This is a genomic window from Pseudomonas sp. NFX1 (assembly GCF_051123555.1).
In the GTDB taxonomy this organism is placed as follows: domain Bacteria; phylum Pseudomonadota; class Gammaproteobacteria; order Pseudomonadales; family Pseudomonadaceae; genus Aquipseudomonas; species Aquipseudomonas capeferrum.
In genome coordinates this window covers 2,863,829-2,889,175 of the sequence record NZ_CP169366.1, presented here as the reverse complement: position 1 = coordinate 2,889,175, position 25,347 = coordinate 2,863,829, and the positions used below count along the sequence as shown (strand labels likewise).

The 25,347-nt window shown below is 62.3% G+C and carries 23 protein-coding genes and 1 tRNA gene; 14 read left to right on the top strand and 10 right to left on the bottom strand.

All coding sequences use genetic code 11. The features are described 5' to 3' along the window. The first annotated feature begins 59 nt into the window (after window positions 1-59). On the top strand, window positions 60-1,628 hold the full coding sequence (mqo, locus tag DJ563_RS13005) for a malate dehydrogenase (quinone) (RefSeq protein WP_434519648.1): 1,569 nt from the start codon (window positions 60-62) through the stop codon (window positions 1,626-1,628). 87 nt (window positions 1,629-1,715) lie between these two features. On the opposite strand, the gene DJ563_RS13000 is transcribed toward mqo, so the two are convergent. Together DJ563_RS13000 and DJ563_RS12995 are read right to left on the bottom strand one after the other, a co-directional pair. Further along, window positions 1,716-1,792: transfer RNA gene (locus DJ563_RS13000), tRNA-Pro, on the bottom strand. Between the two features lie 81 nt (window positions 1,793-1,873). Next, complete coding sequence (locus DJ563_RS12995) at window positions 1,874-2,095, bottom strand: YgdI/YgdR family lipoprotein (protein ID WP_027596642.1); 222 nt, start codon at window positions 2,093-2,095, stop codon at window positions 1,874-1,876. 188 nt (window positions 2,096-2,283) lie between these two features. Between DJ563_RS12995 and moaB the strand changes: the two genes are divergently transcribed. Together moaB and DJ563_RS12985 are read left to right on the top strand one after the other, a co-directional pair. Continuing rightward, a complete protein-coding gene (gene moaB / locus DJ563_RS12990; RefSeq protein ID WP_434519647.1) occupies window positions 2,284-2,823 on the top strand; it encodes a molybdenum cofactor biosynthesis protein B in 540 nt (179 codons plus the stop codon). Continuing rightward, a complete protein-coding gene (locus tag DJ563_RS12985; protein WP_186653996.1) occupies window positions 2,807-4,033 on the top strand; it encodes a molybdopterin molybdotransferase MoeA in 1,227 nt (408 codons plus the stop codon). Before moaB ends, DJ563_RS12985 begins: the two co-directional genes overlap by 17 nt. On the opposite strand, the gene DJ563_RS12980 is transcribed toward DJ563_RS12985, so the two are convergent. Then, on the bottom strand, window positions 4,022-5,269 hold the full coding sequence (locus DJ563_RS12980; RefSeq protein WP_274097371.1) for a glycosyltransferase family 4 protein: 1,248 nt from the start codon (window positions 5,267-5,269) through the stop codon (window positions 4,022-4,024). The genes DJ563_RS12985 and DJ563_RS12980 overlap by 12 nt on opposite strands. Before the next feature lie 314 nt (window positions 5,270-5,583). Between DJ563_RS12980 and yegS the strand changes: the two genes are divergently transcribed. After that, a complete protein-coding gene (gene yegS, locus DJ563_RS12975) occupies window positions 5,584-6,471 on the top strand; it encodes a lipid kinase YegS (protein WP_274097372.1) in 888 nt (295 codons plus the stop codon). On the opposite strand, the gene DJ563_RS12970 is transcribed toward yegS, so the two are convergent. The 3 genes from DJ563_RS12970 to DJ563_RS12960 all read right to left on the bottom strand — a co-directional run bounded on the left by DJ563_RS12970 (window position 6,455) and on the right by DJ563_RS12960 (window position 8,887). Further along, window positions 6,455-7,114 carry a response regulator gene (locus DJ563_RS12970; protein ID WP_434519646.1) on the bottom strand — a complete coding sequence of 220 codons (660 nt, stop codon included), beginning with the start codon at window positions 7,112-7,114 and terminating at the stop codon, window positions 6,455-6,457. The two genes, yegS and DJ563_RS12970, sit on opposite strands and share 17 nt — an antisense overlap. Continuing rightward, window positions 7,104-8,000 carry a sensor histidine kinase gene (locus tag DJ563_RS12965; protein WP_434519645.1) on the bottom strand — a complete coding sequence of 299 codons (897 nt, stop codon included), beginning with the start codon at window positions 7,998-8,000 and terminating at the stop codon, window positions 7,104-7,106. The genes DJ563_RS12970 and DJ563_RS12965 overlap by 11 nt, the downstream gene beginning before the upstream one ends. Window positions 8,001-8,386: 386 nt before the next feature. Next, the gene (locus DJ563_RS12960; protein ID WP_274097375.1) at window positions 8,387-8,887 is read right to left on the bottom strand and encodes a histidine kinase; all 501 of its coding nucleotides are present in this window, start codon (window positions 8,885-8,887) and stop codon (window positions 8,387-8,389) included. A gap of 349 nt (window positions 8,888-9,236) precedes the next feature. Here DJ563_RS12960 and DJ563_RS12955 point away from each other — a divergent pair, with 349 nt between their 5' ends. Next, window positions 9,237-10,172 (top strand): chemotaxis protein CheV, encoded by a 936-nt coding sequence (locus DJ563_RS12955; protein ID WP_274097376.1) that lies wholly within the window; start codon window positions 9,237-9,239, stop codon window positions 10,170-10,172. 55 nt (window positions 10,173-10,227) lie between these two features. Then, window positions 10,228-11,028: an MOSC domain-containing protein gene (locus DJ563_RS12950; RefSeq protein WP_434519644.1), complete on the top strand. Its 801-nt coding sequence runs from the start codon at window positions 10,228-10,230 to the stop codon at window positions 11,026-11,028. A gap of 71 nt (window positions 11,029-11,099) precedes the next feature. Here the strand turns inward: DJ563_RS12950 and DJ563_RS12945 are convergent, their stop codons facing one another. Next, on the bottom strand, window positions 11,100-13,028 hold the full coding sequence (locus DJ563_RS12945) for a transglycosylase SLT domain-containing protein (RefSeq protein ID WP_434519643.1): 1,929 nt from the start codon (window positions 13,026-13,028) through the stop codon (window positions 11,100-11,102). Window positions 13,029-13,249: 221 nt separating this feature from the next. Between DJ563_RS12945 and DJ563_RS12940 the strand changes: the two genes are divergently transcribed. Further along, a complete protein-coding gene (locus DJ563_RS12940; RefSeq protein WP_434519642.1) occupies window positions 13,250-15,178 on the top strand; it encodes an ATP-binding cassette domain-containing protein in 1,929 nt (642 codons plus the stop codon). 64 nt (window positions 15,179-15,242) lie between these two features. Here DJ563_RS12940 and DJ563_RS12935 read toward each other — a convergent pair whose 3' ends face one another. Next, a complete protein-coding gene (locus tag DJ563_RS12935) occupies window positions 15,243-15,683 on the bottom strand; it encodes a universal stress protein (RefSeq protein ID WP_186654027.1) in 441 nt (146 codons plus the stop codon). Window positions 15,684-15,793: 110 nt separating this feature from the next. Between DJ563_RS12935 and DJ563_RS12930 the strand changes: the two genes are divergently transcribed. The 7 genes from DJ563_RS12930 to DJ563_RS12900 all read left to right on the top strand — a co-directional run bounded on the left by DJ563_RS12930 (window position 15,794) and on the right by DJ563_RS12900 (window position 24,048). After that, on the top strand, window positions 15,794-16,231 hold the full coding sequence (locus DJ563_RS12930) for a hypothetical protein (RefSeq protein WP_274097380.1): 438 nt from the start codon (window positions 15,794-15,796) through the stop codon (window positions 16,229-16,231). Window positions 16,232-16,726: 495 nt separating this feature from the next. Then, window positions 16,727-18,874, top strand: coding sequence for a fatty acid oxidation complex subunit alpha FadB (gene fadB, locus DJ563_RS12925; protein ID WP_320327371.1), 2,148 nt, complete (start codon window positions 16,727-16,729; stop codon window positions 18,872-18,874). Window positions 18,875-18,908: 34 nt separating this feature from the next. After that, window positions 18,909-20,084 (top strand): acetyl-CoA C-acyltransferase FadA, encoded by a 1,176-nt coding sequence (gene fadA / locus DJ563_RS12920; RefSeq protein ID WP_033700424.1) that lies wholly within the window; start codon window positions 18,909-18,911, stop codon window positions 20,082-20,084. A gap of 78 nt (window positions 20,085-20,162) precedes the next feature. Next, the gene (locus DJ563_RS12915) at window positions 20,163-20,414 is read left to right on the top strand and encodes a DUF1653 domain-containing protein (protein ID WP_033700421.1); all 252 of its coding nucleotides are present in this window, start codon (window positions 20,163-20,165) and stop codon (window positions 20,412-20,414) included. 101 nt (window positions 20,415-20,515) lie between these two features. Then, complete coding sequence (gene topA, locus DJ563_RS12910) at window positions 20,516-23,125, top strand: type I DNA topoisomerase (protein WP_274097381.1); 2,610 nt, start codon at window positions 20,516-20,518, stop codon at window positions 23,123-23,125. A gap of 123 nt (window positions 23,126-23,248) precedes the next feature. After that, window positions 23,249-23,764, top strand: a complete 516-nt coding sequence (locus DJ563_RS12905; RefSeq protein ID WP_434519641.1) for a DUF6586 family protein — start codon at window positions 23,249-23,251, stop codon at window positions 23,762-23,764. Window positions 23,765-23,814: 50 nt separating this feature from the next. After that, on the top strand, window positions 23,815-24,048 hold the full coding sequence (locus DJ563_RS12900) for a hypothetical protein (RefSeq protein WP_274097383.1): 234 nt from the start codon (window positions 23,815-23,817) through the stop codon (window positions 24,046-24,048). A 50-nt stretch (window positions 24,049-24,098) separates the two neighbouring features. Here DJ563_RS12900 and sulA read toward each other — a convergent pair whose 3' ends face one another. Together sulA and lexA are read right to left on the bottom strand one after the other, a co-directional pair. Next, entirely contained in the window at window positions 24,099-24,575 is a 477-nt protein-coding gene (gene sulA / locus DJ563_RS12895; RefSeq protein WP_033700413.1) for an SOS-induced cell division inhibitor SulA, read from the bottom strand. Window positions 24,576-24,588: 13 nt separating this feature from the next. Then, window positions 24,589-25,197: a transcriptional repressor LexA gene (lexA, locus tag DJ563_RS12890; protein WP_033700412.1), complete on the bottom strand. Its 609-nt coding sequence runs from the start codon at window positions 25,195-25,197 to the stop codon at window positions 24,589-24,591. Between the last annotated feature and the right edge of the window lie 150 nt (window positions 25,198-25,347).

Genomic DNA, 25,347 nt, shown 5'->3' with positions numbered 1-25,347 from the left:
GTTGGCACAATCCCTGCTCTAGCGCGCCAATCCTTCACTTCAATCGGATTGCGCTTCTAATGAAAAAAATCCTGCTGACGCTCCTTTGCCTGAGCGTCATCGGCTGCTCCAAACCCGCAGAGCCGGACAAGACCGTTGACGTCCTGCTGATCGGCGGCGGCATCATGAGTGCCAGCTTGGGCACCTACCTCACCGAGCTGGAGCCGAACTGGAAGGTTGACGTCTACGAGCGCATGGACCAGGTCGGCGAAGAAAGCTCCAACGCCTGGAACAACGCCGGTACCGGCCACTCCGCGTTTTGCGAACTGAACTACACCAATGTCGGCACGGATGGCAGCATCGACATCAGCAAGGCCGTGGGGGTCAACGAGCAATTCGAAGTCTCCAAGCAGTTCTGGGCCTACCAGGTCGAGCAAGGCGTGCTGAGCAGCCCGAAAACGTTCATCAACAACGTGCCGCACATGAGCTTTGTGTGGGGTGACGACAACATTGCCTTCCTCCACAAGCGCGTCGCTGCCCTGCAGCACAGCTCGCTGTTCCGTGGCATGCAGATCAGCGAAGACCACGAGCAGATCCGCCAATGGGCCCCGTTGGTGATGGAAGGCCGTGACCCTCAACAGAAGGTCGCAGCCACGCGCATGGCGATCGGCACCGACGTGAACTTTGGCGAGATCACCCGTCAGCTGTTCGCCTCGATGACCCGCAACCCTAACGTCAGCGTGAACCTCAGCCATGAAGTGCGTGACATCGTGCGCAACGATGACGGCACCTGGCGGGTGGTGGTGGCCGACCTGGCCAATGGCGGCAACGAAGTGGCGGTCAACGCCAAGTTCGTCTTCATCGGTGCCGGTGGTGGCGCGCTCAAGCTGTTGCAGAAGTCGGGCATCCCCGAAGCTGAAGGCTATGCCGGGTTCCCGGTGGGTGGCCAGTTCCTGATGACCGACAACCCGGACGTGGTCGCGCGCCACCAGGCCAAGCTGTACGGCAAGGCGTCGGTCGGTGCACCGCCGATGTCGGTCCCGCACCTGGACACGCGCATGATCGACGGCAAGCAGGTGCTGCTGTTCGGCCCGTTCGCGACCTTCTCCACCAAGTACCTCAAGCACGGCTCGCTGCTGGACATGTTCGCGTCGCTGAACAGCCACAACATCCTGCCGATGGTGAACGCCGGCATCGACAACATCGACCTCAGCACCTACCTGATGGGGCAATTGATGCTGAGCTTCGACGACCGCATGAATGCCCTGCGCGAGTACTTCCCCAATGCCAAGAACCAGGACTGGAAGCTGCTGCAAGCCGGCCAGCGCGTGCAGGTGATCAAGAAGGACCCGGTGCTCGGGGGCGTGCTGCAGTTCGGCACTGAAGTGGTTGCTGCCCAGGACGGCACTATCGCCGCGCTGCTGGGTGCCTCGCCAGGCGCCTCGACTGCCGCGCCGATCATGCTGACGGTGCTGGAGAAGACCTTCAAGGACCGCCTCAAGAGCCCTGAATGGCAGGCCAGGCTCAAGCAGATCGTGCCCAGCTACGGGCAGAAGCTGAACAACAACCTTGAGCTGACCAACCAGACCCGGGCATGGAGCAGCGAGCGTTTGCAACTGCTGTACGTGCCCGTGCAGGCCGAGCAGTAAGCCGCGCCTGTCGCCCCCTGTGCATGCAGGGGGCATTTTCCGCGCACAACAAAAAGCCCGCGCAAGGCGGGCTTCTTGAATAGGATTTGGTCGGAGAGACAGGATTCGAACCTGCGGCCTTCTCGTCCCGAACGAGACGCGCTACCTGGCTGCGCTACACTCCGATGAACGAAATCCTACTGCATCCCTTTTTTGCACGCAAGCCCTTGTTGTTAAAAGGGCGTTTGCCAAAAAGGGAGGCCATATCACAGCTCTTTGACGGTACGGATCTGGTCTTTGTTCAGGCGCGTACGCTTGCCATCAAGTTGCTCGAATTCGTAGAAGCCCGAGTCCTCGTCGAACGAAGGGGTGTCCACTGCCTGGATCTCGCGACCATCGTTCAGGGTAATGACGGTTGGCGATGCGCAGCCCGCGAGGGCGCCCAGGCCCAGGGCAAGCAGAAAGGCGGGAAGGGTCCGTTGAATCATCGTGTTTCTCCAGTGCGATGGTGCTAGATGACAGTTATGACGCAGGGCGTCCGCGCAAGTTCCTTTACAGTGCAGCATAGCGGCAAAACCTGGGTATTGACCAAGGGCAAGGGCACGGGGGGGCGCCGCTGTGTCGGGGGTGTGCTGTGTTATAAATGCGCCATCCCATCTTCTTGTGACGGACACTCATGAAAGCCAAGGCAGATACCCCCTTCGTGCCGCTGAACATCGCCGTGCTGACGGTCAGCGACACGCGCACCTTCAACACCGACACCTCCGGCCAACTGTTCGTCGACCGCCTGACTGCGGCCGGTCACCAACTGGCGGCGCGGGTGCTGCTCAAGGATGACCTGTACAAGATTCGCGCCCAGGTCGCGACCTGGATCGCCGAGGAAGGCGTGCAGGTGGTATTGGTTACTGGCGGCACCGGTTTCACCGGCCGCGACAGCACCCCCGAGGCCGTGGCCTGCCTGCTGGACAAGCAGGTGGACGGTTTCGGTGAGCTGTTCCGGCAGATCTCCGTGGCCGATATCGGCACTTCTACCGTACAGTCGCGTGCGCTGGCAGGCCTGGCCAATGGCACGCTGGTCTGCTGCCTGCCGGGCTCTACCAATGCAGTGCGCACCGGCTGGGACGGCATCCTCGCCGAGCAGCTTGATGCCCGCCATCGCCCGTGCAATTTCGTGCCACACCTGAAGCAGGCAGCGGCCTGTGAAAGCCGTGGCTGAGGTCAATCAGGCCCGGCCGCTGATGCCGGTGGAAGACGCCTTGGCGCGGTTGCTTGCGCTGGCAGAGGCTGCACCGATCCGGGAAACCGAAAATGTGCCGTTGGCAGAAGCCGAGGGGCGTGTGCTGGCCAGCGACCTGGTGGCGTCTCTCGACCTGCCGCCTTGGCCGAACAGCGCCATGGATGGCTACGCCCTGCGCCTGGCGGACTGGCAGGGCGAGCCCTTGCCGGTCAGCCAGCGGATCTTTGCCGGCCATGCCCCGCAGCCCCTGCAGCCAGGTACGTGTGCGCGCATCTTCACCGGCGCACCGGTGCCGGCCGGCGCTGACTGTGTCGAGATGCAGGAAAACGCCGACGTGACTGACGACGGTCGGGTACGCTTCCTCGAACCACTGAAAACCGACCAGAACATCCGCCCACAAGGCCAGGAAACGCGTCAGGGCGAGCAGGTGATGAGCGCCGGTACACGCCTGGGGCCGATCGAGCTAGGCTTGGCTGCAACCCTCGGCCAGGCCCGCCTGGACGTGGTGCGCAAGGTGCGCGTGGCCGTGCTGTCTACCGGTGACGAGCTGATCGAGCCTGGCCTGCCCTTGGGGCCAGGGCAGATCTACAACAGCAACCGTCGCCTGTTGGTCAGCTGGTTGCAGCGTTTGGGGTGCGAGGTGCGGGATGCGGGGATTCTGCCCGATGACCTGGCGCGTACCCGTGAATGCCTGGGGGCACTGGGCGATGTTGACCTGATCCTGTCCACCGGCGGTGTCTCTGTGGGCGAGGCCGATTACCTCGGGGCCGCCTTGCGGGAAGCGGGCGAACTGGCCTTGTGGAAGCTGGCCATCAAACCGGGCAAGCCACTGACCTTCGGCCATTTCCGCGGTGTGCCGGTGATCGGCCTGCCGGGTAACCCGGCCTCCACGCTGGTCACCTTTGGCCTGCTGACGCGGCCGTACCTGTTGCGGCGCCAGGGTGTGGCCGATGTCACGCCGCTGCGCTTCGACATGCCGGCAGGCTTCGACTGGCCCAAGCCAGGCATGCGGCGCGAATACCTGCGTGCCCGCATCGAGCATGGCCAGGTGCGCATCTACAAGAACCAGAGCTCTGGGGTGCTGCGCAGTGCAGCCTGGGCCGAAGGCTTGGTGGAGGTGCGCGAAGGCAGCACGCCCAAGCTGGGTGACAGCGTGCCGTTTATCCCGTTCAGCGAGCTACTTGGCTGAACGACCGAGCCAGCCTCCCGCCAGTTGCGTAGCGTCGGTGGGCTGTGCCTGGTGCAGGCGCATGTGGACGTTTTCCAGTTGCTGCGCCGCGACACTCCAGTCGTGACGCTGGCGGGCGAATTGCCGGCCGGCTTCGCTCAACTGCGCCATGCGCCACGGCTGGTTGAGCAACTGGGTGATCAGCAGCGCCAGTTGGTCGCCATCGTCGCTGCCCAGGTAATGCTCAGCGTTGTTCACGGCCAGCCCTGAAACACCCTTGCTGGTGGTGATCACCGGCAGCCCGGCAGCCATCGCTTCGAGCACCTTGGCCTTGGAACCCCCGGCATAAAGCAGGGGGGCGAAGAACAGCGCCGAGCGGCGCTGCAGCTCGCGCAGGTCGGGGCGATAACCGATCCATTCGATGCGTGGGTCGTTCCAGTGCAGCCTCCAACTGGCGGGCAGCGCATGGCCGGCAATGGCCAGGCGCACTGCCGGGTTGCTCATCCACACCTGCGGCATGATCTCTTCCAGCGCCCATTCGATGGCCTCCAGGTTGGAGCCATATTCGAAGTTGCCGACAAACAGCAGGCGCTGGCTGTGCAGCGAGGGTTGCACCTGCTGATAGAAGTCGCAATCCACGCCACTGACCACCACGTTCACCGGGCGGCCGCTGATCTGGGCGATCAGCTCGGCGTCATGGCTGCTGACGGCCACCACTTCAGTGGGTTGGCGCAGTACCCGTTGCTCCCAGCGCCGGTAGCGCCAGCGATCAAAGGCGTTGAGCGGGCGCAGCCACAGCGGCAGGCGGTCATGGCGAGCGCCGCCCATGACCGATTCCAAGGTGTGTTCGCTGAGCATGTAGGGCAGGCCGCGGGCCTGCAGGGCCTTCTCGAACGGTTGGAAGCTGTAGCTGTGCTCGATCTGGATGACGTCCCAGGGCTCGTCCAGCAATTGCTCGAAGCGGTGCCTGAGGCAGGGCGCCAGGCCATTGATGATCGCCCGCATGGGGTAGTCGATGATCGGTGATGCCAGCAGGTTGAGCGGGCTGTGCAGGGCACGCCTGGGCAGTACGATCAACCGTTCGAGCAGGGGCTCGAGGGCTTCGCGGGCAGCGTCGCTCAAGGGGATCTTGGACTGCACCAGCAGGGTGATCCGGTGGCCACGCTGGGCGAGTGCGCGCATCAGGTGGTATTGCCGGGTCTTGCTGCCGCTGGTGGTCGGCCAAGGCAGGTAGGGCAGTGTCCAGAGAATGCGCATGTCCCGGAATCCTCGCTACAGATCGCGGATGAAAAGACGCGCCCATCGGCAGTCAGCTGATCACTGCTGCCGGGGCGCGTCCATGGCTATCGGAAATAGGGGCCCAAGGGTGACCGAGTCAATATGCTGACTCGCGGGGTGATTTTCAGCGCTTGGGTCAAATACTTGTCAACTGTGCATTTTCTGAGCATAGCCGGGCATTGGCGGGTGTGTGGAAAATGGCTGAAATCCATTGTTTATTGTGTTCGGTATGCAACGATCAGTGTGCGTCGGTGGTCGAGATCAGGGTTGGTCATTTTTCTCGGAGAAGCGCGATGCAAGGGCGCAAGGCAATGTTGATCCTGCACGGCAAGCAGGCGATGAACGAAGCGCTGCGCAGTGCCGTGCTGGCGATGCGCGAGACCGGCTGGGTGCTGGATGTGCGGGTAACCTGGGAGGCCGGGGATGCCCAGCGCCTGGTGGCCGAAGCACTGGCAGCCGGCTACAGCCATATCGTCGCCGGGGGCGGTGACGGCACCTTGCGCGATGTGGCAGAGGCCATGGGCCTGGCGGCGACCGACGCCAGCCTGGCGCTGATGCCGCTGGGCACCGCCAATGATTTCGCCAAGGCTGCGGGGGTGCCCTTGGAGCCGGCAGAGGCGCTGGCGCTGCTGAACAACCCGGCGCAACCAATCGACCTGGGGCAGGTCGGTGATCAGTTGTTTCTCAATATGGCCACCGGTGGCTTCGGCAGCCAGGTCACGGCCAACACCTCCGAGGACCTGAAAAAGGTCCTGGGCGCTGCTGCCTATCTGTTCACGGGGTTGTCGCGATTCAGCGAGTTGCAGGCGGCGTCGGTAGAGCTGCAGGGCCCGGGTTTTCACTGGCAAGGTGACGTGCTGGCCCTGGCTATCGGCAATGGCCGGCAGGCCGGCGGTGGCCAGGTACTGTGCCCGGATGCGCTGGCTGACGATGGCCTGCTCGACATCGCCATCCTGCCGGCGCCGCAAGAGGTGCTAGGGGCATTGCGTGACCTGGTGGCCGGCGATGGGTTGTTTGTGCGGGCCAGGTTGCCGTGGGTTGAAATCAAGAGCTCGCAGGGCCTGGACATCAACCTCGATGGCGAGCCGCTGCAGGCCGATAGCCTGCGCTTCGAGGCAAGGCCAGCGGCGCTGCGCCTGCACTTGCCGGCCGGGTCGCCGTTGCTCAGTCGTCCAGGCTGATGATTTTTTCGCGCACCGCGTACAGCACCAGGCCTGCCACATCGTGAATCTGCAGGCGTTTCATGATCTGCGAGCGGTGGGTTTCCACGGTTTTTATCGAAAGCCCCAGGCCGCTGGCGATCTCCCGGGTCGATTTGCCCCGCACGATCAGGCGCAGGATTTCCAGCTGGCGGGCGGTCAGGGTGTGGCGCTCGCCGCTCGGTTGCTTGCGATGCTGGGTGTGCAGCAGTGCCTGGTTGATGACCGTGTGCGCGATTGCCGGGCTGAGGTAGCGCTCGCCGTTGCGCAGGGCGCACAGGGCCTGCTCCAGTTCGGTGGCGCTGGTGTCCTTGAGCAGGTAGCCATGGGCGCCGCTTTCCAGGGCCCGCATGATCAGGTCCGGGTCGGTGTGCATCGACAGGATCAGCACCTTGCAGCTGCTGCCGCTGGCGCTCAGTTGCGTCAGGGCATCCAGGCCGCTGGTCGAGCGCATGGAGATGTCCAGCAAAACGATATCGGGTGCCAGCGTGCGCACCTGCTCAAGTAACAGATTGCCGTCGTCGGCCTCACCGACCACGCAGTAGCCAGGGATGTCGGATACCAGTGCGCGCACCCCGGCGCGGATCAGTGAGTGGTCGTCCACCAGCAACAGTTTACAGGTCATGGGCGGTCAAGGTCCTGGCGCGTTCCCGGGTGCGCGGCGGCCACGGGAACAGGGCTTCGATCTGCGTGCCGAGCCCCGGCTGGCTGGTGATCTCCAGGCGGCCTTGCAAGGCTGTCACGCGTTCCTGCATGCCAGCCAGGCCACGGTGGCCCGACGCGGCCGGGTACCTGGCGGGGACGAAGCCGCGACCATCGTCCTCGATCGTCAAGGCAAGCCCGGCGGGGCTGCGTTGCAGCCGGACCGACAGGTTACGCGCCTGGGCATGGCGCAGCATGTTGGTCACGGCCTCCTGGGTGATGCGAAACACTGCCATCGCGACGGCTTCGTCAATGCCCCTGAGGCGCTGGTTGCATGCCAGGCTCCAGTGCACGTCGGTGTTTTCCAGCGTGCGCAGCAGGTGGGCGCGAAGGCTGGCTTCGAGCCCAAGGCTGGCCAGTTGCCGCGGGTTGAGCAGGGCGGAAACATCGCGCACGTTGCCAAGGGCGTCGTCGAGCGTGGTGCGCAGGGTGTCGCAGTGGCTGTGCAGTTCATCGGGCACCCGCCGTTGCAGCCATTGCAACTGAAGCTTGGCGGCGGTGAGCAGTTGGCCGATGTCGTCATGCAGTTCGCGGCTCAGCTGCTGGCGCTCGCCCTCTTGAACCTTGAGCATGCGCTTGGCCAGTTCTGCCGGGTGCAGGCGGATCGACCCTGCCCCTAGGCTTACCTGCAGGCCCACGCCGAGCATCGCCGCAGCGTGCAGCAGCAACAGGCTGGCTGGCATCGGTTGGCTGGCCATGTACAGCAGCAGGTTGGCGACCACCGAGGCTACGCACAATACTATCGTCGTCCAGCGCAGCAGGGCAGTACGGGAGCAGCAGCGCAGAGGAGTCTTCAAGCGTGGGAACATAAATAGAGAAGCCACTGAAGTGTTGCTGATGGAGGCCTTGCACACGTCTTGCCAGAGGCTTTGGCGCAGTACTTTCGAAGTTTTGCCGGGTCACGTCCTCAATCAGCCTTGTTACAGACTGCAGGCATTCGCTGGCGAGCATGGTAACACTTCGCGTGGCGTTGGTCGCTGCTGGGCAACGCTTTGAAACCTCATGGTTTACGGGGTATTCCGGGACGTCCGTCCGATTAGCGCAAGTAGCAAAATGCCATCCGTTATTCGGCTGGCAACCACTTTCAGAGCAACTAGCGGGTTAATGTCAGCGGTATTGCGGCCGACACTTGGGGGAACTTCCAAGTTAGACCATCGTGGGCTTGAACAAGGCCCTTAGTTGCTCTTCGGGTGAGTTAATGCGCAGCGCGAGGGCGCGTGTCGGGGGCAGCGTCTGCGTGTGGGTGAAGGCAGTGGCTACCCTGTTCTTCGCACGAGGCACACGTTTGCGGTAGCGGTTGTTCCAAGACACTGGCCAGTTCGGTGAGCAGCGTGACCTGTTCACCGCTATCGAGGTTCAGCTGCCCGGTGTTGGGGTCTGTCAGCTCCAGTTGCCAGGCCAGCAGAGTCAGGCAGGCATCCGTCGCCGGCAAGGCCCCACGCAGCAGGCGTTGCTGCTGGCAGGCGGGTGCCAGCAGTTGCTGCAGTACGGTGGTGTAGTGGGCAACCTCAAACAGTTGCAGGCGGCTGGCACGGCGGGCCAGGGTGTCGAGGGCGGTGTTCAGGCAATTGCAGGCGTCTGCATCGTTGTCGATCAGCTCCAGGTGCTGCAGGCACTCTTGGGACTGGGTCAGCAAGACTTGCGCATCCAGCAGAAACTCCTGCAGGGCACCTTCAAACGATAAGGCACTGTCCATCAGGACGCTCCGCCGCTAGGAGCGGGAGCAAGGGGCGGACACGGCGATACGATAGCGAGCAAAAGCCTGACTCCATTCATGCAATGAGAATGGTGTCACATTAATGGCTAATGGATATCGCGAACATCAGGTTGCACCCGATTGCCACTAAGGGTTTCCCTGATGAGCGGCTAGGGTGCAACAAGGTGCAAACCGACCGACAACCACCGTGAAGTGCCCGCAGTAAAGCATGATGGTAAAGTGATATCAATTGCCTCGGCGGCATTTTCCAGCAAGGGTCAAGGTGTGCGTGAATCCGCCGATACAGGGTGAAGAACTCAACTTTTCGACTCAAGCCTGGGGGCTTCCAATGGCTGGCATTCTCGACACGGTAGACCAACGCACGCAATTGGTGGGTGAGAACCGCCTGGAAATTCTGATGTTTCGCCTGGCAGGTCGGCAGCTGTTCGCGATCAACGTGTTCAAGGTGCAGGAAGTGCTGCAACTGCCGAAGCTGACGTTGATGCCGCAGCGCCATGCCTTCGTCTGCGGGGTGGTCAACCTGCGTGGGCAGACCTTGCCGGTGATCGACCTGTCCCAGGCGATTGGTATGCGCCCGCTGCAGCCTGGGCCGAACAGCACCATCATCGTGACGGAATACAACCGCTCGGTGCAGGCCTTCCTGGTGGGTGGCGTGGACCGCATCGTCAACATGAACTGGGAAGCGATCATGCCGCCGCCTACCAGTGCCGGGCGCCAGCACTACCTCACCGCCATCACCAAAGTCGACGAGCAACTGGTCGAAGTGATTGATGTGGAGAAGGTGCTGGCTGAAATCGTGCCCTACAACGCCAAGGTCTCCGGCGAACGCCTCGCCGACCCGGTGCTGGCTCGCGCCAGAGGGCGTGAAGTGCTGCTGGTGGACGACTCCAGCGTAGCCCTGGCGCAGTTGCGCGACACCCTGTCGCAACTGGGCATGAAGCTGCACGTGGCCAGCGATGGCCTGAAAGCCTTGCGCCTGCTCAAGAGCTGGGCCGATGCCGGTGAGGATGTTTGCGAGAAGCTGCTGATGGTGTTCACCGATGCCGAAATGCCGGAGATGGACGGCTACCGGTTGACCACCGAGATCCGCAGCGATGCCCGCCTGCGTCAGCTCTACGTGGTGCTGCACACCTCGTTGTCGGGCAGTTTCAACGAGTCCATGGTCAAGAAGGTTGGCTGTGACAACTTCTTGTCCAAGTTCCAGCCGGATCGTCTGGTCGAGGTGGTCAAGCAGCGGTTGCTGCTGGATTCCGCTACTGCGTGATAGCGGGCCCTGCGGGGTATAAGCTTGGCGTTTTGAATGACGCGAGGCGGCAGGGATGTTTCTGAGTGAGTTGTATCGGTACCCGGTGAAGTCGGGGCGGGCGCAAAGCCTGCAGGCGTCACCGGTTGGCCAATTGGGGTTGTTGGGTGACCGCCGCTGGATGGTGGTGGAGGCAGACAATGGCCGCTTTCTCACCCAGCGTGCCTGGCCACAGCTCGGCCAGCTCAGGGCGAGCTACGATGCTGCCGGGCAGTTGTTGCTGGAGGCCCCAGGGCAGGCGCCACTTCGCGTGCGCGTACCGCTTGCAGACGACGACCTGCGGGGGGTGACCCTCTGGCGTGACACCCTGCGGGTACCGGATGCCGGCGAGGCGGCAGCGCTGTGGCTGTCGGCGCTACTTGGCAAGGACGTGCGGCTGGTCTATTGCCCGGAACAGCGGGCGCGTTATCTGCCAAATGGTTATGGCCTCAACAGTGACCGTGCGGCGTTTCCGGATGGTTTTCCGCTGCTGTTGATCGGCCAGGGTTCGTTGGACGAATTGAACCGGCGCATTGGCCGGCCGATGGAGATGCTGCGGTTCAGGCCGAATCTGGTGGTGCAGGGTGCAGAGCCGTTTGCCGAGGATGGCTGGAAGCGGATTCGCATCGGCGCGCTGGAGTTTCGAGTGCTCAAGCCCAGTGTGCGTTGCATTTTCACCACGATCGACCCGTTGACCGGCGAGCGCAGCGCAGACCGCGAGCCGATGACCACGCTCAAGACCTTCCGCGAGAAGGAGGGGGATGTGTTGTTCGGCCAGAACCTGGCCGTGGATGGCAGTGGCGTACTTGAAGTAGGTATGGAGGTCAAGGTCTTGTAGGCGCGGCCTTGCCGGGGCGCCGGACCGGTCGGAAAGGGCCGCTAAGCGGCCCCTACACGACCCCGACGCAGCTACATATCGTCGAAGTACCGCTCGTGCCAATCCACCAGCGGCTGCGGCGAGTTGAGCTTCTGCCCGTAGATCACCGAATACGACAGCACGTTCTGCACATACTGACGTGTCTCATCGAAGGGTATCGATTCGACCCAGACATCGAAGCTCAAATGCTTGGCGCCCTTGAGCCACTGGCGTACCCGCCCGGGGCCTGCGTTATAGGCCGCAGAAGCCAGTACCCGGTTGCCATTGAACTGGCTGTGCACCTGGCTCAGGTACGCGGCCCCCAACTGGATATTCTTGTCCGGGTTGAACACCTGCGCAGGCGAGGCCAGCGGGATGCTGAACTTGCGCGCGGTTTCCTTGGCGGTGGCCGGCATCAGTTGCATGAGGCCGCTGGCGCCCACGCTGGAGCGTGCATCTTCCATGAAGGCGCTTTCCTGGCGGGTGATGGCAAACACCCAGCTTGAATGCAGCCCACGGACCTTGGCCTCGCGCACCAGGGTGTCGCGGTGGGCCATCGGGAAGCGGATATCCAGGTCATCCCAGTACTTCGCCTGGCTGATGGTGCGGATGGCCGGGAAGTACCAGCGCAGGTCGTAGGCCAGGCGTGCCTGGGCGACCATCTCGTCGCGGTTGAAGTGGCGGCTGACGTGGTACCACTCGCGGCGCCCATCGACGATCTGCCCGCGGGCATGGAATTCCAGCGCGCGCTGGATGCCCGGGGTGTTGCGCACCTTGCTGACCAGTTGCGGGCTCAGTGCCAGTGGCTTGTTGTTCAACTGGTAGGGGGTCTGCGCCCGGTCGGCTGCAAGGAACCCATAGAAATCCCGCTCGCGCGCCACGGTCTTGTACAGCAGGGTGACCTGCGGGTTGTTCGGCTGGGCCAGCTCAAGGCTGCGGGCTTGCCAGTACTTCCAGCGGCTACTGCTGGCCAGGTCCTGGGGCAGGCGTTTGGTCAGCTCGTAGGCATCCTCCCAGCGGCCCAGGCGCAGCAGCAGGCGCAGGCGCCATTCGCTGACGGTGTTGTCACGCAGCTCGGTGTCGTAGCGGGTCATCAGGTCGAGCGCGCGAGGGTCGTAGCGGCGCGCGAGGGTCAGGCCGATTTCGCGGGCGATGGCGACCTTTTCATCGCGCGAGAAGTGCATGCGCTGGGCGTAGTCATCGAGCAGCCCCATGGCCCGCTCCGGGTCCTGCCGGGCCAGGCGGCGCAGGCCGAGGCTGACCACGTCGGACATGGCTTCGTTGACCGGGCTGAAGCGCGATGGCTGGTTGAGCAGCTCGGGCTTTTGCGCCACGTCGATCAGCAGACGCCCTTGCGGGCCGAGGGTGGTCAAGGTCTTGACCAGGTTGTTGGCCAGGCCATAGTTGCGTGCCTGTGCCGCCAGTTTGGCGCGGTTCCAGCGCTTGGCCTCGGTCAGTTGGCCCTCGGCGGCCCACATGCCGAACAGCGTGTCACAGGCCGCCGGTTGCGACTTGCCGACGTTCCACAGCTTGTCGGCCGTGGCATAGCCTTCGGCGCGCAGGCCGTGGCTCAACTGGTACTGGCCGTTGAGGCAGTCCAGTTCGGTGAAATTGAGTTTGGGGTCGTAGTACTTGACGAAGGTATTCCATTCGCCGCGCTCGGCCAGCCAGCGCAACCAGCGCAGTTTCATCCAGTTGGACTGGGGCAGGTCGCCATGCTTGGCCAGGAACCCTTCGATTTCTTCGTTGCTGGCGCTTTTCAGGCGCGCGGTCAGCTCGTCGTACGTGAGGTAAGGCGTCAGCGGGTAGTCGCGCAACTGTTGGGCATAGCGCAGGTAAGGGCCTTTGTCGCCCTTGGCCAGGGCGCGCTTGGCCTCGTCGTAGTACTGGCGTTGTTGAGTGAGGTCGAGGGCCTGCGCCGCGCTGGCGGTGGCGGCGGTAAGCAGCAGGCAGGATGCAATCTGTAACAGGCGGCTGCGCATGATACGTCCGGGCAGTTGAACCATGGGGAAGTGACGGCGAAGCCAGCACTGTTGGAAGCTATGGCCTTAGCTTAGCCGTTTGCCGGCGGCAGATGAAAGCACAGTGCTTGTATCAAGACATTAAGTTCGACCAGATGTCGTAAAGCCCTCGCAGGGTGGTCAACTTAATGCCCTCGGGCCCCAAGTCAGGTAGAATGCGCGCCCGATTTCTGGAGACCAATATGACCCTGCTCAAATTCAGCGATGTGTCCCTCGCATTCGGCGCCATGCCGCTGCTGGACAAAGTGTCCTGGCAGATCGCTCGTGGTGAGCGGGTGTGCATCATCGGCCGCAACGGCACCGGCAAGTCGAGCATGATGCGCCTGGTCAAGGGCGAACAGAAAGGCGACGACGGCGAGATCTGGCGCGCCCCGGGCCTGAAAATCGGCGAGCTGCCGCAAGAGTTGCCGCTGGCCGACGAGCGCAGCGTGTTCGATGTGGTGGCCGAGGGCCTTGACGGCGTGGGTGCGCTGCTGGCCGAGTTCCACCACCTGAGCCAGAACATCCAGGGCGACGAAGACCTGGAAAAACTCATGCACGTTCAGCACGAGCTCGAAGCCCGTGACGGCTGGCGCCTGCAGCAAGTGGTGGATAGCACCCTGAGCCGCCTGCAACTGCCCGCCGACAAGACCCTGGCCGAGCTGTCCGGTGGCTGGCGCCGCCGTGTGCTGCTGGCCCAGGCGCTGGTGTCCGAGCCTGACCTGCTGCTGCTCGACGAACCGACCAACCACCTGGACATCGGTGCGATCGCCTGGCTTGAAGAGGCGCTGCGCGGGTTCAATGGTGCGGTGCTGTTCATCACCCACGACCGCTCCTTCCTGCAAAACCTCGCGACCCGCATCCTCGAACTGGACCGCGGTGGCCTGATCGACTGGAACGGCGACTACGCCAGCTTCCTGGTGCACAAGGAAGCCGCGCTGGCTGCGGAAGAAACCGCCAACGCGCTGTTCGACAAGCGCCTGGCCCAGGAAGAGGTGTGGATCCGCCAGGGCATCAAGGCCCGCCGTACCCGCAACGAAGGGCGTGTGCGTGCCCTCAAGGCCTTGCGCGTTGAACGCGGCGAGCGCCGTGAGCGTCAGGGCAAGGCGAACATCCAGATCGAAGCGGCCGACAAGTCCGGCAAGCAGGTCATGGTGCTGGAGAACGTCAGCTTCGCCCATGCCGAAGGCCCGATGCTGGTCAAGGACTTCTCCATGGTCCTGCAGCGCCAGGATCGCATCGGCCTGCTGGGTGCCAACGGTACCGGCAAGACCACCTTGCTCAAGCTGATGCTCGGCGACCTGGAGCCGACGTCGGGTAAGATCGAGCGTGGCACCAAGCTGGAAGTGGCGTATTTCGACCAGATGCGCCATCAGCTCGATCTGGAAAAAACCGTGATCGACAACCTGGCCGAAGGCCGTGACTTCATCGAGATCGATGGCCAGAACCGCCACGTGCTGAGCTACCTGGGCGACTTCCTGTTCAGCCCCCAGCGTGCCCGTACCCCGGTCAAGGCGCTGTCGGGTGGCGAGCGTGCTCGTTTGCTGCTGGCCAAACTGTTCAGCAAGCCGGCCAACCTGCTGGTGCTCGACGAACCGACCAACGACCTGGACGTGGAAACCCTCGAATTGCTGGAAGAGGTGCTGGCCAACTACAAGGGCACGGTGCTGATGGTCAGCCACGACCGGGCCTTCCTCGACAACGTCGTCACCAGCACCCTGGTGTTCGAAGGTGGGGGCAAGGTGCGCGAGTATGTCGGCGGCTATGAGGACTGGATCCGTCAGGGCGGTTCGCCCAAGCTGCTGGGGGTAACCGAGAGCAAGGGCGGCAAGTCCGAACTCAACAGCGCGGTGGTCGAGAAGCAGGAAGTGCAAGCGGCACCGGTGCCGGTGGCGGCTGCTGCCGATGCCTCGAAGAAGAAGCTCAGCTACAAGCTGCAGCGTGAGCTGGAGATGCTGCCTGGGCAGATCGACGAGGTCGAACAGCGCATGGCGGCGGCCCAGGAAGAGGTCAATGCGCCAGGTTTCTATCAGCGGTCGATCGAAGAGACCACCGCAGTGCTGGCCAAGATCGAGCAGTTGCAGGCAGAGCTGGATGCGCTGGTAGAGCGCTGGGCCGAGCTGGAAGGGTGATCAGCTTTTGATCTGCACTGGCTTCTTCGCGGGTAAACCCGCGAAGAAGCTGGCACAGGTCAACTCATTCCTTCTTCAGCAGACGCACCGCTAGCACATCGCAGGGTGCGCCGTGCAGTACATCGTTGGCGGTGGAGCCCAGCAGCAACGCCAGGCCATGCCGGCCGTGGCTGCCCACGACGATCAGGTCGCACTTCTGGTCCTTGGCCAGTTGGTGGATTTCCTGGCGTGGCTGGCCGTAGGTCAGGTGCGAATCGCCGCGCTTGATGTCCGGGTACTTGTTGAACAGGCGGTCCATGCGCTCTTTGGCCTGGTCGAACTGCTGTTGCTGCAGTTGCGACAGGTCCATGGGGACGTCACCGCCAAAAGCCATGGCCATGGGTTCGACGATGTGCACCAGCGAGACCTTGGCGTTGTACGGCGCTGCCAGCGCCATGGCACGCTTGATCACCGGGTCGCACTCCTCGGTCAGGTCGACAGCAACCAGAAGATGTTCGTAGGACATGAGCGGTACTCCTGACAATCGCGATAGAAGAAGTATGGTCGCTTTCGGGCGGGTCTTCCGTGAAAAATGGCTAACCAGCTCATTTGCAACGCTTTATGGGGTCTACTGATATGACGGTATTGCTGGTGGTGTCAATCCTTGCGCTGATTCTCAGCCCGCTTTCCTGGTTGCGCACGTCGCGCAAGCAGAGCGAGCAGATGAACCTGCGCCTGGAAGCGCGGCGCATGGGGCTGGCCATGCAGCTGGCGCCCCAGCAGTGGCCGCACTGGCTGGAAAAGGAGCCGCCAAGCCCCTGCCCGCAGTACCATCGCGCACGGCGCCGGGGGCGTGAGGACAGCTTCTGTTACTGGCAGGTTACGCCGGGCGTGTGGTGGAACCAGTGGCGCGAGCCGTGTGAGGACCCGCGCCTTGCCGAGGCCTTTGCGCGCTTGCCCGCCAGCGTCTACAAGGTCGAAGCCGACCCGCGCATGATCGCCTTGTACTGGACCGAGCGGGGCGATAAATCTGTATTGCAGGATATTGCCCAGGTCCTCGAAACACTCGCCTGACACATTGCTTAACGACAAAGCGGCGGCTTGGCAGAGCCCCTGAAGGGGTGGGGTGCCAAGTCGCCGCTTTGCGTTCTGCTGCGCAGAAAAGGCCAGGCAGGCCGGGAATGCTTGAAGCCATTGGCAGTGTAGTCGGCTGCCAGTGAAATGCCGGAAAAATCTTCCCCCGCAGGGTCATGCCCTCCTTCTCGTGGTCAATCGCTGACATGAATGCCCCGTGATCACTGACGTCATGCTTTGTACCCAGACGCTACAAAATGACCGGAAAGTCGTGTTTTCACTCTGTGCGTGAGCATTTGACAACGCTGATCTTTTCGGAGAATGTGTGCACACCCAAATCAAACGGGCGTATGAATTGAGCGTTTGTATGTCACACGGCTCGTTCATAGTCCCGACTAGCGCGCTGACGGGTGTGCCTGGGGCAGGGCCACATGGCCTGCCTGGGCAGCAGCGACCGGCGTGTACAGTTAGCTTCCATATCGTGGAGATCAGTTGATGATTTACGAAGGTAAAGCCATCACGGTTAAGGCTCTTGAAAGTGGCATCGTCGAACTCAAGTTCGACCTCAAGGGTGAGTCCGTCAACAAATTCAACCGCCTGACCCTGAACGAGCTTCGCCAGGCCGTCGATGCCATCAAGGCCGACGCTTCGGTCAAAGGCGTAATCGTCAGCAGTGGCAAGGACGTGTTCATCGTCGGCGCCGACATCACCGAGTTCGTCGACAACTTCAAGCTGCCCGAGGCCGAACTGGTCGCCGGCAACCTGGAAGCCAACCGTATCTTCAACGCCTTCGAAGACCTCGAAGTGCCGACCGTAGCCGCCATCAACGGCATCGCCCTGGGCGGCGGCCTGGAAATGTGCCTGGCGGCCGATTACCGGATCATGTCCAGCAGCGCCAAGATTGGCCTGCCTGAAGTCAAACTGGGTATCTACCCAGGCTTTGGCGGTACTGTGCGCCTGCCACGCCTGATCGGCTCGGACAACGCTGTCGAGTGGATTGCCGCCGGCAAGGAAAACCGCGCCGAAGACGCCCTGAAAGTAGGCGCCGTCGATGCCGTGGTCGCCCCGGAGCTGCTGCAGGCTGGTGCCCTTGACCTGATCAAGCGCGCCATCAGCGGCGAACTGGACTACAAGGCCAAGCGCCAGCCGAAACTGGAAAAACTCAAGCTCAATGCCATCGAGCAGATGATGGCATTCGAGACGGCCAAGGGCTTCGTCGCAGGCCAGGCTGGGCCGAACTACCCAGCGCCGGTCGAAGCGATCAAGAGCATTCAGAAAGCCGCCAACTTCGGCCGTGACAAAGCCCTGGAAATCGAGGCCGCAGGCTTTGCCAAGCTGGCCAAGACCTCGGTTGCCGAGAGCCTTATCGGCCTGTTCCTGAACGACCAGGAGCTCAAGCGCAAGGCCAAGGCCCATGACGAAATCGCCCATGACGTGAAGCAGGCTGCCGTGCTCGGCGCCGGCATCATGGGTGGCGGCATTGCCTACCAATCGGCGGTCAAGGGCACGCCGATTCTGATGAAGGACATCCGCGAAGACGCCATCCAGCTGGGCTTGAACGAAGCCTCCAAGCTGCTGGGCAATCGCGTCGAGAAGGGCCGCCTGACCCCGGCGAAGATGGCTGAAGCACTCAATGCCATCCGTCCGACCCTGTCCTATGGTGATTTCGCCAACGTCGATATCGTCGTCGAGGCCGTGGTCGAGAACCCGAAGGTCAAGCAAGCCGTGCTGGCAGAAGTCGAAGGCCAGGTGAAAGAGGACGCCATCCTCGCGTCCAACACCTCGACCATCTCCATCAACCTGCTGGCAAAGGCGCTCAAGCGCCCCGAGAACTTCGTCGGCATGCACTTCTTCAACCCGGTGCATATGATGCCGCTGGTCGAAGTGATTCGTGGCGAGAAGTCCAGTGATGTGGCGGTTGCCACCACCGTGGCCTACGCCAAGAAGATGGGCAAGAACCCGATCGTGGTCAACGACTGCCCGGGCTTTTTGGTCAACCGCGTGCTGTTCCCGTACTTCGGCGGCTTCGCCAAGCTGGTCAGCGCTGGTGTCGACTTCGTGCGTATTGACAAAGTCATGGAGCGCTTCGGCTGGCCCATGGGCCCTGCGTACCTGATGGACGTGGTCGGCATCGACACCGGCCACCACGGCCGCGACGTCATGGCCGAGGGCTTCCCGGACCGCATGAAAGACGAGCGCCGCTCGGCGGTAGACGCCCTGTACGAGGCCAACCGCCTGGGCCAGAAGAACGGCAAAGGCTTCTACGCCTACGAGACCGACAAGCGCGGCAAGCCGAAGAAGGTGTTCGATGCCGCCGTGCTCGACGTGCTCAAGCCGATCGTGTTCGAGCAACGTGAAGTCAGCGACGACGACATCATCAACTGGATGATGGTCCCGCTGTGCCTGGAGACCGTGCGCTGCCTGGAAGACGGCATTGTCGAGACCGCCGCCGAAGCTGACATGGGTCTGGTCTACGGCATTGGCTTCCCTCCGTTCCGCGGCGGTGCGCTGCGCTACATCGACTCGATCGGTGTCGCCGAATTCGTCGCCCTGGCCGATCAGTACGCCGACCTGGGGCCGCTGTACCACCCGACCGCGAAGCTGCGCGAAATGGCCAAGAGCGGCCAGCGTTTCTTCAACTGAGCGGCCAACGCAAGAGTAGAGCGAGAGATTTGATATGAGCCTCAATCCAAGAGACGTGGTGATTGTCGACTTCGGTCGCACACCAATGGGCCGCTCCAAGGGTGGCATGCACCGCAACACGCGCGCCGAAGACATGTCGGCGCACCTGATCACCAAGCTGCTGGAGCGCAACGGCAAGGTCGACCCTAAAGAGGTCGAGGATGTGATCTGGGGCTGCGTCAACCAGACCCTGGAGCAGGGCTGGAACGTCGCCCGCATGGCCTCGCTGATGACCCCGATCCCGCATACGTCGGCGGCGCAGACCGTCAGCCGTCTGTGCGGGTCGTCGATGAGTGCGCTGCACACCGCCGCCCAGGCAATCATGACTGGCAATGGCGATGTGTTCGTGGTCGGGGGTGTTGAGCACATGGGCCACGTCAGCATGATGCATGGCGTCGACCCCAACCCGCACCTGTCCTTGCATGCCGCCAAGGCTTCCGGGATGATGGGCCTGACTGCAGAGATGCTCGGCAAAATGCATGGCATCAGCCGCGAACAGCAAGATCTGTTCGGCCTGCGTTCGCACCAGCTCGCCCACAAGGCGACGGTAGAAGGCAAGTTCAAGGACGAGATCATCCCGATGCAGGGTTATGACGAGAACGGCTTCCTGAAGGTCTTCGATTTCGACGAGACCATTCGCCCGGAAACCACCCTCGAAGGGCTGGCCTCGCTCAAGCCGGCGTTCAACCCCAAAGGTGGCACCGTTACCGCCGGTACTTCGTCGCAGATCACCGACGGCGCTTCGTGCATGATCGTAATGTCTGGCCAGCGTGCCATGGACCTGGGCATCCAGCCATTGGCGGTGCTTCGCTCGATGGCCGTGGCCGGTGTCGACCCGGCGATCATGGGCTACGGCCCGGTGCCGGCGACCCAGAAAGCCCTCAAGCGCGCCGGCCTGACCATGGCCGATATCGACTTCATCGAGCTCAACGAAGCCTTCGCTGCACAGGCCCTGCCAGTGCTCAAAGATTTGAAAGTGCTCGACAAGATGGATGAGAAGGTTAACCTGCACGGCGGCGCCATTGCTTTGGGCCACCCGTTCGGTTGCTCTGGGGCACGGATTTCCGGCACCCTGCTCAACGTCATGAAGCAGAACGGCGGTACTCTGGGGGTCGCCACCATGTGCGTCGGCCTCGGCCAGGGCATCACCACTGTCTTCGAACGCGTCTGATCGCGTTGCGGGACAGCAGCCGGGGCCATGTGCCCCGGTTTTTGTTTTTTACAAGATTTGTTCAAGAGGGTGAGTAGCATGCAGATACAGCCAGGCGTATACCGGCACTACAAGGGGCCTGAGTACCGTGTCTTCAGTGTTGCGCAGCACTCCGAGAGCGAAGAGTGGATGGTGTTCTACCAATGCCTGTATGGTGATTACGGGTTCTGGGTACGCCCCCTTTCGATGTTCCAGGAGTCCGTCGAGGTTGACGGCGAGCAAGTGCCACGCTTTGCTTTGGTCAAGGCCGAAGAGGGGCTGCCAGGGTTGCTTGGCAAGTCGCACGTGTGAACGACCGCGCTTGACCTCACTCTTTTGCCACTATATATAGCGGTGCCGCGTCTGGCACCTGACGCGTTTTTCATCTTTCAGATTCAGGAATACTCCGATCCATGGGCAAATCGCTGGTCATTGTGGAATCCCCGGCCAAGGCCAAGACCATCAACAAGTACCTGGGCAACCAGTACGTGGTGAAGTCGAGTATCGGCCATATCCGAGACCTCCCCACCAGCGGTTCGGCCAGCGCTAGCAAAGAGCCGGCCGCCAAGCGTGGTAAGGCTGCGGGTGAGGCGCCGGCCCTTTCGCCGAAAGAAAAGGCACGCCGCCAGCTGGTGGCGCGAATGGGTGTCGACCCCGATCACGGCTGGAAGGCCAAGTACGAGATCCTGCCTGGCAAGGAAAAGGTGATCGAAGAGCTGCGCCGCCTGGCCAAGGACGCCGACACCATCTATCTCGCAACCGACTTGGACCGCGAAGGGGAGGCCATCGCATGGCACCTGCGCGAAGCCATCGGTGGTGACGACAGCCGCTACAAACGCGTGGTGTTCAACGAAATTACCAAGAAGGCCATCCAGGAGGCCTTCTCGCAACCGGGCGAGCTGGACATCGACCGCGTCAACGCCCAGCAGGCGCGACGCTTCCTCGATCGCGTGGTGGGCTACATGGTTTCGCCGCTGCTGTGGGCCAAGATTGCCCGTGGCTTGTCGGCCGGCCGGGTCCAGTCGGTTGCGGTGAAGCTGGTGGTCGAGCGCGAACGCGAGATCCGCGCCTTCATCCCCGAAGAGTACTGGGAGATCCACGCCGACCTCGGTACCGCCAAGAACGCCAAGGTGCGTTTCGAAGTGGCGCGCGAGAAGGGCGAGGCTTTCAAGCCGCTGAATGAAGCACAGACCATGGCTGCACTGGAGAAGCTCAAGGCTTCCAGCTACAGCGTGGTCAAGCGTGAAGACCGCCCGACCAGCAGCAAGCCGTCGGCGCCGTTCATTACCTCCACCTTGCAGCAGGCGGCGAGCAACCGCCTGGGCTTCGGGGTGAAGAAAACCATGATGATGGCCCAGCGTCTGTACGAAGCCGGCTACATCACTTACATGCGTACCGACTCGACCAACCTGTCGGCTGATGCCCTGGACATGGCGCGTGGCTACATCGAGCGCGAGTTCGGCAAGCAGTACCTGCCGGAAAACCCGCTGGTGTATAGCAGCAAGGAAGGGGCCCAGGAGGCGCACGAAGCGATTCGTCCTTCCGACGTCAACACCCACCCGACCAAGCTCAGTGGCATGGAGCGCGACGCAGAGCGCCTGTACGAGTTGATCTGGCGCCAGTTCCTGGCCTGCCAGATGCCGCCGGCGCAGTACCTGTCCACCAGCGTCACTGTAGCCGCTGGCGACTTCGAGCTGCGTGCCAAGGGCCGTATCCTCAAGTTCGACGGTTACACCCGCGTGCTGCCGCAACAGAGCAAGCCTGGCGAAGACGACGTACTGCCGGAGATGGTCCAGGGTGAAGCGCTCAAGCTGATCCAGATCGACCCGAGCCAGCACTTCACCAAGCCGCCGGCGCGGTTCACCGAAGCCAGCCTGGTCAAGGAAATGGAAAAGCGCGGCATCGGCCGCCCGTCGACCTACGCCGCGATCATTTCGACCATCCAGGACCGTGGCTATGTGACCCTGCACAACCGCCGCTTCTACTCCGAGAAGATGGGCGACATCGTCACCGAGCGCCTGTCCGAGAGCTTCGCCAACCTGATGGACTACGGCTTCACCGCCGGCATGGAAGAAAACCTCGACGACGTGGCCCAGGGCGAGCGTGACTGGAAGAACGTGCTCGACGAGTTCTACGGCGACTTCAGCAAAAAACTGCAGACAGCCGAGTCGGCCGAAAACGGCATGCGTGCCAACCAGCCGACCATGACTAACATTGCCTGCAAGGAATGTGGTCGCCCAATGATGATTCGCACCGCCTCGACGGGCGTGTTCCTTGGCTGCTCGGGCTACAGCCTGCCGCCCAAGGAGCGTTGCAAGGCCACCGTCAACCTGGTGCCGGGTGACGAAATTGCAGCGGACGACGAAGGCGAGTCGGAATCCCGTGTTCTCTTGGGCAAGCACCGCTGCCCGATCTGCGCCACGGCAATGGATGCTTACCTGCTGGACGAGAAGCACAAGCTGCATATCTGCGGTAACAACCCGGACTGTGTGGGCTACGAGATCGAAGAGGGTAGCTACCGCATCAAGGGCTACGAAGGGCCGAGCCTGGAGTGCGACAAGTGTGGCAGCGAGATGCAGCTCAAGACCGGCCGCTTCGGCAAGTTCTTCGGTTGCACCAACCCTGCGTGCAAGAACACCCGCAAGCTGCTCAAGAGTGGTGAGGCGGCGCCACCGAAGATGGACAAGGTGGACATGCCGGAGCTCAAGTGCGAGAAGGTCGATGACACCTACGTGTTGCGTGACGGTGCTTCGGGGTTGTTCCTGGCGGCCAGCCAGTTCCCGAAAAACCGCGAGACACGTGCACCGCTGGTGTTGGAGATCGTCCCGCACAAGCATGAGATCGATCCGAAGTACCACTTCCTCTGCGATGCACCGCAGAAAGACCCAGAAGGGCGTCCAGCGGTGATTCGCTACAGCCGCAAGACCAAGGAGCAGTATGTGCAGACCGAGGTCGATGGCAAGCCGACGGGCTGGAAGGCGTTCTACGACGGCAATGCGTGGAAGGTTGAAGACAAACGCTGATTGGCGTTGAACTGGGGGCCGCTTTGCGGCCCCCAGTCATTTCAGGGACATTCAGCTTGCGGCCGGGCAGGGCTTGCCGGAAACTGGCTGCAATCGTTCTGCATCTCAGGGGAGGGCATTGAAATGGCCCAGGAACTCTACACCCGCACCAATCAGAAGCTGTTCTTCGCAGGCCTCGCACTCGAGTCCATGGCCAAGGCCGAACAGGGCCAGGCCATGAACGCCCAGGGCATGGTTCAGGCCGAACGCGAATCGGCACTGTTCCACCTGTACGGTGCACTGCTGGGGCTGTGCCATGAGATCGGCGGTTTCTACCGCTTGCCGGCAGGGGCTAATGTCGAGCAGCTGCTGGCTGGCGATGCTTTCAATGAGATTGCTATCCCAGAGGTGGCCGAGCTGCTGGAATTGTCCCGCCAACGGGAAACCTGGCTGGCGCAAATGCTCAGTGCTTATGCCGATCTGTTCCGACCACCGGTCGCGAAAAAAACGCCTAAAACCGATGTCACCCAGCCGTTGATCCAGGCCGTCAATCTCGATGAGCCCGAGCAGCCCGCGCTGTCGCGTGAAGAATTGGAAAGCTGGCGCAGCAACCTCAAAAGCTTGGTGAGGCGTTTCCGTGACGCGTTGAGTGAGTGCTGATAGCCGCTGCGGCTGGTACAATGCTGGCCTTTCGTGGAGAACAGCCTTTTATGTCTACGTCTTTTCTGGAAATTGTCGAGTTGCCTGATGGCCGGATCGAACTGCGTCGTGCGGAGGATGAGGGCTCTCTGGTAACCCTGGATTTCTCGGAAGACGCCAAGGCGTTCCTGCAGGGTCAGCATGTAGAAGTGGCCAAGGCCATGCTCAGTGTGGGCGTGCAAATGGCAGGTCGCCTGATGGACGGCGAGCTCGAACGCGAAGAAGGCCCTCGCGTTCTGCATTGATCGGCGTGCAGGGTCTCAGCGGTTTCTGAGTGACAGGCAAAGCCTGAACATCAGCCGAGGCGGATGTTCAGGCTTTGTGCGTTTCCGGCACTGGCTGAGCGAAGCAGCAGTTGACGCGCGCTGGCATTGACGCTGCCAAGCCAACTGACCACGGTGTGGCTACGGCCCAGGCGCAGCGCTTCACAAGTCAGTTGCAGTGGGCTCTGATTGCCCCGAGGGTGCAGCAGCAGGATGCGTTCGCGGTTGAGGCCGGCATCGCGCAACCAGGCCTGGGTCAGGCTTGCGGGTGGGGCGATCAGGGTCAACCAGCGGGCATCGTCCTCTTCGCTCAGTTCGCGCAGCACCGGGGCCAACAGGCTCTGGCAGTGCCCGGCAGCGCCGCGCAGCGACAGCTCGCTGAACAGATCGGGCTGGCTGATCTTGCGCGCCTGCTCGCTGGCTTTCAGGCCGGGCAGGATGGGCTGGGCTAGAAATGCTTCGAACAGTGGCAACTGGGCTTGCTCGGGTGCGTGAATGAACTGCTGCATGGCGCCTCCTGGATCAGCGGCGTATGACGCCGACGCTCAAGCCCTCGATCACCAGTTCCTGTTCTTTCAGGTCGACTTCGATGGGGGCGAATTCGGGGTTTTCGGCAAGCAGCCAGACCTTGGTGCCTTCGCGCTTGAAGCGCTTGACGGTCACCTCGTCACCGATGCGGGCGACGACGATCTGGCCATTGCGGGCTTCGCGGCAGGTGTGCACTGCCAGCAGGTCGCCGTCGAAGATGCCGACATCCTTCATGCTCATGCCGTGTACGCGGAGCAGATAGTCGGCGTGAGGGTGGAAGAAGCTCGGGTTGATGTTGCAAGATTGCTCGATGTGCTGCTCGGCGAGGATCGGTGCACCGGCTGCGACCCGGCCAATGATCGGCAGGCCGTTCTCTTCGGCTTTGGTTTCCAGGCCCGGGATACGGATGCCGCGGGATGCGCCAGGGGTCATCTCGATGGCGCCTTTGCGGGCAAGGGCCTTGAGGTGCTCTTCGGCGGCGTTGGGCGATTTGAAGCCCAGTTCCTGAGCGATTTCAGCGCGCGTTGGAGGGAAACCGTTGTCTTCAAGGCAACGTTTGATGAACGCGAGAATTTCGGCTTGGCGTGGCGTCAGTTTCAACATGGTGAGCGCTCTGTCTTTTTATACAGTGACTGGGATTATATACAGTACTGGATGAGCTGCAAGCGCCAAGCAGCAACAAAAAGTGCCGCGCTGGCCAACTTGTCGCTTGCAGCGTGTAATGGGGCGCTTTTAAATGGCGACCGCCCGGTC